The sequence below is a fragment of the Winslowiella toletana genome, from assembly GCF_017875465.1.
In the GTDB taxonomy this organism is placed as follows: Bacteria; Pseudomonadota; Gammaproteobacteria; order Enterobacterales; family Enterobacteriaceae; genus Erwinia; species Erwinia toletana.
Genome location: NZ_JAGGMQ010000001.1, coordinates 4,063,013 through 4,075,184 on the forward strand (window position 1 = coordinate 4,063,013; position 12,172 = coordinate 4,075,184).

Consider the following 12,172-nt stretch of genomic DNA (forward strand, 5'->3'; position numbering starts at 1 on the left):
ATGAACGTTTTTTCGCTGGCGCGCGCAGGGGGAGTGATGGCATTGAGCGCGGCGATCGCGGCCTGCTCGGTCGGCCCCGACTGGCAGGCGCCAAAAAGTGATACTGCCGCCAGCTATCAGGCGATGAAAGCGGGCGAAAAGTCCACGCCGCAGGCCGCCGCTATTCAGCCACAGTGGTGGAAATCGTTTAAGGATCCGCAGCTGGATAGCCTGATTGAACGAGCCATCGCCGGTAATTTATCGCTACAGCAGGCGGTGTTGCGTATTGCCGGGGCGCGTGAGCAGCTTGGTCAGGCGCGTGGCGGCTGGTTTCCTTCGCTTAATGCCAAAGCGGGCGTTACACGTCAGCAGCTGGGGCTGAAAGGGGAGCTGGAGTCAAACGGCGTGTATGACAGCGCCGGTGAGGTCGATCCGGAGCTGCGTTCCGCACTGGATGGACTGACCAAACCGGTGACGTTATATCAGGGCAGTTTTGACGCCTCGTGGGAACTGGATTTATGGGGCAAAGTACGGCGACAGGTCGAAATGGCCGATGCGCAGCAGCAGGAGTCGATTGAGAGCCGCAACGACGCGCTGGTTTCCTTGCAGGCCGAAGTGGCGCGCGCCTATCTGCAATTGCGCGGCGCGCAGTCCATCAGCCAGACGTTACAAACCCAGATTGATGTGGCGCAACAGACGCTGGAGCTGACCGAAAGCCAGCAGCGTAACGGCCTCGCCGCGCAAATGGATGTGGAAAATGCCCGCGCCCAGCTGAGTTCTTTGCAGGCGCAGCTGCCGCAATACCAGGCGCAGGCGCAACAGGCTATCAATGGCCTGTCGGTATTGATCGGCAAACCACCGGGCGCGCTGGATGCTGAATTGCATGCCAGCAAAGCGCTGCCGCTACTGCCAGCGCTGGTGCCGGTTGGCGTGCCGTCGACACTGGCGCGTCGGCGTCCGGATGTACGTCAGGCGGAAGCCTCACTGCATGCTGCTACCGCCAATATTGGCGTCTCGGTGGCGCAGCTGTTCCCCAGCTTCTCGCTGACTGGTGAGATTGGCATGCGCAATACGCATCCCGGCTATCTGGATAACTGGGGCAGCAATTTCTACAGCTTTGGTCCGGGGATTTCGATTCCTATTTTCCAGGGCGGCCGTTTAGTCTCCGGGGTTAAACTGGCGCGGGCGCAACAGGCCAGCGCGGCGCTCGGTTATCGTCAGACGGTGCTGACGGCGTTGCAGGATGTGGAAAATGCGCTGGTGAGTTACCGTACCGATCAGCAGCAGTCTGGCCACCTCGATGAAACGGTGTCGTCATTGCAAAATGCCTTTGACCTGGCCAATGACAGCTATCGTCAGGGTATTTCCACTTTTATCGATGTGCTGGATACCCAACGGCAGCTGGCGCAGGCGAAACAGCAGGCGGAGCAGTCGCGGGTGCAGACCAGTCTCGATCTGGTGGCGCTGTATAAAGCGCTGGGCGGCGGCTGGGAACCGTATCAGCAAGCCAGCCTGCCGCAATATCCGGTATTTGGCCCTGCCACCCGCGCCGATACGTCACGCCAGCCCTGATCTTTTTACCATGGGCAGCGCGGCGGCTGCCCATGACTATCAAACCATTCCGCCTTCATTCCCCCGCTGTGCTCGCTAAAGTGAAATAAAAATTCCCCACAAGTATTTTTATGAAATAAAAAACAGATCTACCGGAGCAATGATTGCTTCAGGAAACAACCCTGTAAAGCTAATACTGTGTCCATGGTCACAAATTAAGCTATGGAGCATGACGCCTGCCACAGAATTTAACTTTCAATGTTAATAATAATGAAACTATCAGTCTAAATTAAGGCAGGCATCAGGCGATTTTTAACATTTTGCATCGTACTGATGGTTCCTTTTAACCAGGTACCGGAGACTGAGCCACCATGGCAAAAGAACAATATCTCTCGCAAAGCAGAGCGTCTGGCCCGAACAGCAGCGCGCGCACTGAACCTTTTGTGAAGGTTATCGCCGCCATCGCCACGCTGGGCGGTTTGCTGTTCGGGTATGATACCGGCGTTATTTCAGGTGCATTACTGTTTATGGGGGATGAACTGCATCTCACCCCGTTTACCACCGGGCTGGTGACCAGCTCATTACTGTTCGGCGCAGCTTTCGGCGCACTGGCTTCAGGCCATTTTGCGGCGGCTGCCGGACGAAAAAAAATCATCGTGATCCTGGCAGTTATCTTTGCCACCGGCGCGCTCGGCACCGCACTGGCGCCGGATGTGAACTGGATGATTTTCTTCCGTCTGGTACTGGGTGTTGCCGTGGGTGGAGCCGCTGCGACCGTGCCGGTCTATATTGCGGAGATTGCCCCTGCCAATAAACGCGGTCAGCTGGTGACCTTGCAGGAGCTGATGATTGTCTCCGGCCAGATGCTGGCCTATATCTCCAACGCCGGTTTCCATGAAATCTGGGGCGGCGAGCAGACCTGGCGCTGGATGCTGGCGATTGCCACCGTGCCGGCGGTGCTGCTGTGGTTTGGCATGATGTTTATGCCGGATACGCCGCGCTGGTATGCGATGAAAGGGCGGCTGGCGGAAGCGCGTGCGGTGCTGGAACGTACACGCGCCAAAGAGGATGTAGAGTGGGAACTGACCGAGATTGAAGAGACGCTGGAAGAACAGCGCGATCTGGGTAAGCCGGGACTGCGCGATTTGAAAACCCCGTGGCTGTTTAAACTGTTTCTGATTGGCATCGGGGTGGCGGTTATCCAGCAGCTGACCGGCGTCAATACCATTATGTATTATGCGCCAACCATGCTGACGGCGGTGGGGATGAGTACCGATGCCGCGCTGACCGCCACCATTGCTAACGGCGTGATTTCCGTGCTGATGACCTTTGTCGGTATCTGGCTGTTAGGCAAAACTGGCCGCCGGACGATGGTGAAAATCGGTCAGTTTGGTTGTACCGCCTGTCTGTTCTTTATTGGCGCAGTCAGTTTTCTGATGCCGGAAACGGTTAACGGCCAGCCTGATGTGCTGCGTGGTTATATGGTGCTGCTTGGCATGCTGATGTTTCTCAGTTTCCAGCAGGGCGCACTGTCGCCCGTTACCTGGCTGTTGCTGTCGGAGATTTTCCCGACCCGTATGCGCGGCATCTTGATGGGTGGCGCGGTATTTGCCATGTGGATCGCTAACTTTGCCATTTCGATGGCGTTTCCGCTGCTGCTGGCCAGTGTCGGGCTGGCGGGCACTTTCTTTATCTTCGGCATCATTGGCATAGCTGGCGCGATATTTGTGGTGAAATGCATTCCGGAAACGCGCAACCGCAGTCTGGAGCAGATCGAGCACTATCTTCATGACTGGCTGAGTGATGATGTGGAAACGAAGCCAATGGCGGCGCCGGTCAAGCAGAAAGCGTAATATTTATCTAAACTAATAAATTGCACCTTATTAAATAAGGTGCAATTTATATTTTTATTATATTATCATTTATTTAAAAGGGTAATTTTAATTTGTTTAATCTATTTTTCTAAAAATACCTCGGTGTTTTATATCGCAGGGATTGCCGCTATCAATATTTATTTTGTTTTCTGAGGCTGGTTGTTATTGTCGCTGGCTGCATACCTGGTCTGTCGTGGTGTATTTGTCTGTTTTCAATTTCATTGATCTCTTTTACTTTTGATAGCCCTGATTTATTGATATTGTAATTAAGGTGAAGGTATTTATTAATATCCTTTATTACAAATATTAATTAATTATTCTGAGGGTGATTTATTATGACAAAGGATTGTAATGGGGCGATAACAAAATCGATTCTGGCTATATTACTCACGATAATGATGCCTGGATTTGTCGCTGCTCAGCAAACCGCTACGCTGCAAGTTCAGGGCCGAATCATACCCAGTGCCTGTGGGATTAGCTTAAGCGATGCCGGGCTGGTGACATTCGATGATGTTATTCCGGATCCGACAGAAGATCGTCAGCTGGGGAGTAAAAATCTTACCATGACCATCTCCTGCGGTGCGCCAACTCATATAGCCTGGGCTGCTCAGGATGAAAGTTTTAGCTCCCTGTATGTTGGACGGGTTGAAAATGCAACGGAGAATGGTGCCCCAGTCGTAGAAAAACGAGGGATGTTTGGTCTTGGCTGGGCGGATAGCGCGCAAACCAGCAAACTTGGTGCTTTTACCATCGCCTCAATTCCGTCCGGCATTCAGTCTGATGCTGCAGGTGACACCGCTGTGGGGCATTTACGTCAGGAAGGCGACTGGGTATTCAGCAACGGTCTGATGTTTAATGGCCGGGATGAGGTGCGCTGGCAGACCATTATTGATCAAAGTACCCGACAGCCCGCCGCTTTCAGAATGGCGACGTTCCCGCTGCGTATCAGCGCTTTGTTGCAGAAGCTGGATGGCAGCACTATCGCTGATGATATTCAGCTGACGGGTCGCGCCACATTGAGCCTGGTCTATCTCTGAGCTATCACTAATATTATACGTTATTTAAATTATCTTAATTGGTGATAATAATTGTCCGCCTGGCGGTGAGAGATGCTTGATTGCAGTAATTTGCGCCGTCAGCTTTTTTATTTTCTTTACGTCACTATTTTAAAAAATTATGTTAATAACAAAACTTTTCTCTGATGGTTTATTTTTCCTGCGTGGTGTTTTGTTTTTTACTTACCTGCTGTTTTCTGCTCGCATTATGGCGACCGGTATGCAACCCGAAACCTCGCTGTTATTAATTAACGCTGCTGAGCAGGGTGGCGTGATAAATGTAAAAAATACTGATAATTATCCGGCATTACTCTACACACGTGTCCGGAATCTGCCGGATGAAGAGGCCGGTGTAACGCTGCTGGTCACTCAACCGGTGATGCGGGTGGAAGCGGGGCATACCCAGCAGGTACGCTTTATTCTGAAGACAGTGGCGCCGGTGGTGCAACAGCACCTTATGCGCGTCACGTTCGAAGGCATTCCGCCGAAAACGCCCGGTAGTCATAAAGTGGGCATCACCATTCGTCAGGATTTGCCGGTGCTGATTCATCCCGCAGCGCTGCCGGAAGTTCAGGATACCTGGACGCGTCTGCAGTGGCGGTGGGATAACGCTCGCCTGCAGGTACATAACCCCAGCCCTTATGTCGTGCGGCTGGCGAGCCAGGTGATGACGTTGCCTTCCCGTGCGCAGGCCGATCTTGGTAAAAGCTATATCCTGCCGGGTCAGACCCTGACGATGGAGATGAATAAACCGTCAGCTGCCGACCGCCAGGTGCGAATAGCGCCCGTCAGCCGTTATGGGGTGGCGATGCCTGAATATGTCGCGCCGCTCAATTAACCGGCCGCAGCCTGAAAACGCTTATTGTTATGATATGCCATAAAAAAGGGATTTTTTTACTGCTGTTGAAGGTGTCTGTGCCGTTCTGTTCTTACCCCGTGCAGGCAACCACAGAGATCATATTTGATGAAACGCGCCTGAAAAACCGGGGGCTGAATGAGGGACTTAGCCACTTTTTTTCCCGCGCGGCGCGTTTTACGCCGGGGATCCACCAGGTAGAGCTGATGGTGAACGGGGAGAATCTCGGCATAATGGATGCCCGCTTTAGCCCGCAAAGCGAACTCTGCTTTGATGCGACTTTTTTGCAGATGGCAGGGTTGCAACCTGCACCGGATAAAACGGATAACAGCTGTACGGACTATCGGCATTATTATACGGGTACCCAGGTCATGTTGTTGCCCGGGCAACAGCGGGTCATAATTGTGGCGCCGCACTCTGCACTGGCGCCGCGTGATAACTTCGATCGGCGTGGCCTGGTAAGGGGCGGAACCTCCGCTTCTGTTAACTATCAGTTACAGACTGCCGTCAGCCGCCATTCGGGCAATGAGCATGCGTCAGCCATCGCAACGATGGAAACGGGTGCGAATATGCATGACTGGCTATTTCGCAGCCGCCATATTTTTTCCGACTATGGTGGCCGGCGAACGTACAATGTGCTTCACAGCTATCTTCAGCACAGCATTATTGCTATGCGCCGGACATTGCAGCTTGGCGAAATCCATACCCGCCATTCTCTGCTGGCGGTTCCCCCCTTACTGGGCGCTCAGTTGTACGCTGATAGCGGGCTGTCTGTTCAGGGCAGTGGCGTCGAGGTTCGTGGTGTGGCGCAGTTTGAGCAGACGCGGGTTGAGATCGATCAGGCGGGGCAGCGGATATTCTCTACCATCGTACCTGCCGGGCCTTTTGTTTTTGCAGACCTGCCGGTGGTTAGCCGTACAATACCTTTGCGGGTTACGCTAACCGGGCTGGATGGGGAGGCGTCCGTTTTTGACATTCCTGCCACTGAGTTAATCGCTCCAGTTAGCCAGCCTGCAGGCTGGTCGTTTGGGGCCGGGCAGATGCGTAATCAACTGGCAGATGGCGGACATCGGCCTGCATTACTGACCGCCAGCCGCGGCTGGCGGCTCACGCCACGCAGTTCGCTGGAAAGCAGTGCACTGGTCTCTTCCCACTATCAGTCCGCCGCCTGGTCAACCGGCTACTCGCCGCTTCGACATATGGCGCTGTCGTTACAAGGCAATGCCGCCAGCGAGCAATACTATGGACGCCGGGGCGTGCGGCTTAGCATCGCCGCGAATGTTAATCCCAGTGAGCGTATGCAATTTAATGCCGCAATAGCGGAGAGCCGTTCCGGATATCGGGAGATAACCGAGGCGGCGCAACCATCAGTTACCACTGGCAGCAGGAGTTACCGTCTGGCGGGCAGTGTTGCGCATCCGGTGATGGGTAGCCTGGCGCTCAGCGTTTCATTAGACCGCCAGCCGCAGCCAGCGGCGTTTAATCTTAGCTGGAGTAAGTCTGTACAGTGGCTGAGCAACCAACAGCTTAAGTTATCCGCGTACTGGCAGCGTCAGCGCCCGGTGATGACTGGCGAAACCAGCGCCAGTGCAATTGAGGATGTGATCTTTTGTCAGCTGAGCGTCCCTTTTGGCAGGCAAAGTTTCAGCACAACCGTGCGTAATCAGGGAAAGCGCCGCTGGGGAAGCCAGCAAGTTGGCGGCGCATTAAATGAAGATATCACCTACAGCCTGTCTGCTGGGCGGGCGATGCATTCTGCAGAGAACAGTTTTAGTGGCTCGCTGCATAACAACCTGCACTACACGCAGCTGGATACTTTTGTCAGTCGTGCCGCCCTGACTACCGGCTATGGCTTCGGTCTGAACGGCAGTATGGCGATAAATAAAGAAGGGATGCTGTTTGCTCCCTACGCGATTCAGGACACCTATGGGGTGATGGCGCTTGATGAGCCGATTGCTGGCGTTAACATTGCCACGCCTCAGGGGGGCGTATGGACCGATTTTCGTGGTAAGGCGCTGATACCTGGATTACAACCCTGGGGAGCATCACACCTTGAAGTCAATGTGAACTCTCTGCCACAGAACCTTGAGTTAACCAACGGCACCCGGGTCGTGCGGGCAGGGCGTGGCGCCGTGTCTTTTATGCAGTTAAAGGTCGCCTCGTCACTGCGGGTGTTGCTGCATATCCGTATGCCGGATGGCGCACCTCTGCCTGCAGGCTATGCGGTTATGAATCAACAAAATCAGTATGTCACTAACACGCTGGAAAACGGCCAGGTCTTTTTGCAGCAGGCAGAAATGGGCGGCACGCTGTCGGTAATCAATGATGATGGTAGCCCACTTTGCCAGTTGTTTTATCAGTTACCCCTGCATGCAGTGTTCGATGTGCTTTATCAGGATATTAACGGAGAGTGTCGATGAGCCGCTGCAATACCGGCAGGAAAACGCGGGGGGGAGGGGTGTTGGTTGCCCTGCTGCTCACAACCAGCAGTGTTAAAGCGCAATGCAATCTTAGCTCAGCCCCGACATCCTTGGATTACGGTGTGGTACGTGCGTTATCAGCGAGGCCTTCTGCCGATGGCTACCTGTTGACCGAAAGGTTTGTCACCCTGAGTGTGAATTGCAGCACTTCCCAGCCTGTTACCCTCCTGTTCCGTGCGGGGATGCCACATGATGCAACATTCCGTTTTGCCCGACACGGCGCGCTAAGGATTAGCCTGTTGCATGCGCAGCATGCGGGGAAAGCATTGCAGTTACAGCGTCGCAATGTGCAAAGTGGGACAGATGCAGTAATTAGCTCGCAGTTAAATGATGTAAGTAACGGCGATATTGTGCAGTTTTATGATGCCCAGAATCCGGCGTCTGCCCGTCACTTCACGCTGCTGATGGCAATTCAGCCTCGACTTCACCAGCAGGATTTTCAGGTTCGCGATAAAACATCGACGGCCACCCCACTTGATATCTCCCTTTATCCCTGAGCCAGGATTATTGCCATGTCATTAAAATACAATGGTTTATGCTGTTTCTGGTTGTTTGTTCAGCCGCTCATGGCCGACACAACTATCCGGCTGCTGATCTCTGCGGAAGTGCAGCCATCGGCTTGCCAGGTGTTTTTGGATAATGGTGGCGTGGTGAATTTTGGTCAGTATGCGCTTGACAGGTTGAACAGCAATCTCCCCAGCCTGCTGGGAAGCCGTGATATCAATCTGCATATACAGTGCGAATCACCGCGACAAGTCGCATGGAGCATTTTTGATGAAAGGGCTGAAACCCGCGATCATTCGCTGTCGTTCAGCAGCCGCGGCCAGAGGATTGTTGCGCAGGATAGTCTGTATGGGCTTGGATTAACGCGTACTGGCAGGCCATTGGGGGCGTACAGTGTTGAGGCGCGCTTTGCCCGATCGCAGGTTGATGGTCAGCCTGCCAGCTGGTCCTGGATGACGGCGACAAAAGGGGAGCAGCACTGGCAGGGAACCGGCGGAGATATGCTTACCCAACCGGGCAGACACTTTTTTACACCGACATATAATAACCAGCCACTGGCCTTTAGCCGCGTCACGGTGCCGCTGCGGATAATGGCGATTATCGCACCGGGGCAAACCCTGGCATCAGGTGATATTAGCTGGCTGGTGGGAGAGGCAACGATTACTCTGACCTACCTGTGAGCGGAAAATACAGGTGTGAGCATAATCAAGTTCTATTGAGTGCGCGGTCCCCTCTCTGATTCTTTATATCAAGCAATATTTAAAATGAGAGCCAGTAAGCATTTTTTTGTAAAAATAAGGTATTTTTGTGCTGTGTTTCAGATGGAGGTTGTAATTATCTTTTGGGTATTTGTCGCGCCGCACTTTATTTATAATGTAATTATAAGCTTACATTGGCTTGAAGGGTGTTTTGCCAGACTTGCAAATACCGATAACTAAACCAGGATTATATCTCGTTTTCCTTTTTAGTGAGGTGCCGTTATAAAATCCTGCTGACAACAATTAATAAGCGGTAATTGTGGAGTAAAGGTTAATGTCTGAGTGTTAATCAATCTGATGACCAGGCTGGAGCATATTATGAAGAAAAAATCTAATGACTCACCATTTCGTACTACTGAAAATTATCCTCAGAAAAAACATCGCACTGAAGAGTGTTGCTGTCATGGCAATAATGATGAAGAGCCGACAGATTATGGCGGGGAATTTTCAGTTAATACCGAAATATCGCAAGAATCCCTTAACAATCTGTTTAGCCGCTGGCTGGATATGCGGGGGCAACGCGATGGAAGCACTCTTTTTCAGCCCGCTAAAGCATGGCAGAGCGCGGCCGAAAAACTAAACCATATCCTTAACGGCAGTTTATCCAGTGAGTCCACTGGCGAAAATAAAGCGCATCAGCAGGTCAGCAGACAACTGGATAAACTGGAGAAAACCTTTCTGCAACTGCGCAGAAAAGTGGCCGATCAGGGTGCGGGTGGCGTTAAGCAGAGGGGAGCGGTGGCATCGGTTAATCATACTCTTGAGCAATTACGTGAAGCCGAAATGGTGTTACACCATCCTGAGGGTGAAGCCAGTTATAAAACCTTGCCGGATTTCCCGCGTTATCTCTATCTGTTAACCGAAATATTGCAGGAGGGCGTACGGCTTGGCGCTCTGGAAGAAGATGATGAGGTGGTGGATGATTACTATTCCCATGCTGAAGAGTATCTTTCTGCGGCCATGAACAGTGCGTTTGATGAGCGGCGCAGACAAATTCGCTGGAATCAAAGCGGGGCGAACCTCGATCAGGTTTATATTATCGATCGACACAATCAGGAGTCACTGACTTACTGGGTGCCACTAGCGGGTGAGTTATCCCATAATATGCTGGTGGTGCGGGATGTGTTGCGCGATCGTATTGCTGATGATTTTGTCGAAAGCCTTAATATTGAACAAATGCAGGCGGTTCTGGCGCAAATTTCCCTGCCTCAGCATCAGCTGGCGTCGTGGACTGTCCGGCGTGAGCAAATTATTTATCTGGAGAAGTACCTTAATCAGCCACAGCCGGCTGCTGCCGCGCTTGAGAATGAGTCTGCTACGGCTGGGGTGGATATGAAAGTGGTTTACGGCCTGATTTTGCCCCAGGTGCGCGCGCGTTATTTACCCGGCGTGCAATACAGTGATATCAACCTCAGCCAGTCTCAGCCTTTTGATAGTATTCGCGTCTTCCCGGGCAATGGCGAGGAGATTGTTCGTTCTCAGATTGCAGAGCAGTTAAAACGACTGTTTAACATAAACTTTGGGCCTAAGTTTGCTAAAACTATTCTGGGGGCGTCGTTTCTTGGCGCGCTTGCCCCAGTCGTTCATTTGTTGCTTGATCTTTTTTGGCCCAAACCAAAGGCCATCACCATTGAGGATGTCAGGGCCGAGATTGATAAGCGCTTAACGGAAGTATTAACGCAACAACATATTACTAATCTTAAAATCCGCTTTCAGACCGTAATGCAGGCTTACGAACTGCGCATGGAAGTTGTAGAAAATGCTAACCGCAATGAACCGGATAAAACTAAATGGGATATGGGGAAAACCTCAGAATGGGAATCGGTGCTGAATAATTTTAATGAACTCAGTACCTATTTTTTTACCGATCAATTTCGCGTGCAGTATCAGGTGAGTCCGTTATTTGTTCTTTTTGCGACTCTGTATGTTGGTGTGCTGAATGCCACGATGATTACCTATAAACCCGGCGATAAATTTACTGTCATTATGAGTTATTTTGAGCGGTTTTTTAATGGCTGGTATCATTATATGCAGCAGATGTCTGATATGGCCTGGTGGGATGTCAACAGAATTGACTGGGATAATGTTGATCGTGTCAGGGGGCTGCCCAGCCAATACTATCTTGTCGACCTCTATTCAGAGAAACGTCTCGGTGGCCTTATCATACAATATAATTTAAGCGGATATGATAAATTCGACCGAATGGCAGATCCAATGGATATGCTGAAAGGGCGTATTCGCATGTATCTTACCGCTAATACGCAGCTGCGCCAGTTAGCGCAAATTTATGATGATACGGTTAAAGCATTTAACGCCACCTGGCAAACCTCGCACCAGGCTAACCTTGTCGGTACGCTGGTTGACCGAAGTATTGGCGATTTGCATTATGCCGCTCATATGAATTATCACCAGTCGCACAATCCCTATAGTAATGGCGGCACCTATTTCAATCTTCTGTTGCCTGGCTTGCAGCAGAGCTATACCGTCGGTGGCCAGCAGTTTGCCCGCAATGATTTTTTTGTCACCATCAGAACTAACCAGGGGCTGAGATGGTATGGCCCCGGCGATTACGTCGATTTAACCACGCGCAATAAAGCCGGTGAAACCGAGACGGAGTGGATCGGTTATGACTTTACTCTGCCACGTGGATTCCGCCTGGTACTTTATTCGGACTTAAGCTTTGGCGAATATACGGAGCCAGACAGCACAACGTTAAAATATCGCGGCACCTCAACGCAGTTGCCCGCAGATGGCGAGACGCCGTGGCTGACCAGGAGTTTTCCGCAAGGCTTAAAAGCGGTCAGCATGAAAGTACGTATTGATCCCAGTATCTGGTTTCCGGGGCTGGCACATGGCCGGCTGGCGCGCGTGCAGCGTCTTACTGGTCGCTATGTTACTACCACCGATGGCAACCGGCTGGCGGTGTGGGATGATATTCCGACGGCAGATATGGACAACTGGGAGTGAGTGCCGGGCGATATGTTGATCTTTATTGCATTGCGTCCGGTAATGGCTGGTCATTACCGGACGCGTTATCTGCTGAATGGCGGTATCCGCCGCACGGCTTTTTATGGCATAATCTGCGCTAAATCACATTCCAGTTTACCAACCGTAA

The 12,172-nt window shown here is 51.9% G+C and carries 8 protein-coding genes; all 8 read left to right on the forward strand.

From position 1 onward, the window contains the following. On the forward strand, window positions 1–1,551 hold the full coding sequence (locus J2125_RS18980) for an efflux transporter outer membrane subunit (RefSeq protein ID WP_017799177.1): 1,551 nt from the start codon (window positions 1–3) through the stop codon (window positions 1,549–1,551). Window positions 1,552–1,901: 350 nt separating this feature from the next. Further along, window positions 1,902–3,383 carry a sugar porter family MFS transporter gene (locus J2125_RS18985; protein WP_209499521.1) on the forward strand — a complete coding sequence of 494 codons (1,482 nt, stop codon included), beginning with the start codon at window positions 1,902–1,904 and terminating at the stop codon, window positions 3,381–3,383. A 356-nt stretch (window positions 3,384–3,739) separates the two neighbouring features. Beyond that, the gene (locus J2125_RS18990) at window positions 3,740–4,441 is read left to right on the forward strand and encodes a DUF1120 domain-containing protein (RefSeq protein WP_083865651.1); all 702 of its coding nucleotides are present in this window, start codon (window positions 3,740–3,742) and stop codon (window positions 4,439–4,441) included. A gap of 139 nt (window positions 4,442–4,580) precedes the next feature. Beyond that, window positions 4,581–5,297: a fimbria/pilus chaperone family protein gene (locus J2125_RS18995; RefSeq protein WP_017802387.1), complete on the forward strand. Its 717-nt coding sequence runs from the start codon at window positions 4,581–4,583 to the stop codon at window positions 5,295–5,297. Between the two features lie 77 nt (window positions 5,298–5,374). Then, the gene (locus J2125_RS19000; protein WP_198510905.1) at window positions 5,375–7,735 is read left to right on the forward strand and encodes a fimbria/pilus outer membrane usher protein; all 2,361 of its coding nucleotides are present in this window, start codon (window positions 5,375–5,377) and stop codon (window positions 7,733–7,735) included. Further along, the gene (locus J2125_RS19005; protein WP_157819465.1) at window positions 7,732–8,292 is read left to right on the forward strand and encodes a DUF1120 domain-containing protein; all 561 of its coding nucleotides are present in this window, start codon (window positions 7,732–7,734) and stop codon (window positions 8,290–8,292) included. The genes J2125_RS19000 and J2125_RS19005 overlap by 4 nt, the downstream gene beginning before the upstream one ends. A gap of 15 nt (window positions 8,293–8,307) precedes the next feature. Beyond that, a complete protein-coding gene (locus tag J2125_RS19010) occupies window positions 8,308–8,979 on the forward strand; it encodes a DUF1120 domain-containing protein (protein ID WP_017802390.1) in 672 nt (223 codons plus the stop codon). A gap of 396 nt (window positions 8,980–9,375) precedes the next feature. Further along, complete coding sequence (locus tag J2125_RS19015) at window positions 9,376–12,024, forward strand: hypothetical protein (RefSeq protein ID WP_157819466.1); 2,649 nt, start codon at window positions 9,376–9,378, stop codon at window positions 12,022–12,024. Window positions 12,025–12,172 lie beyond the last annotated feature (148 nt).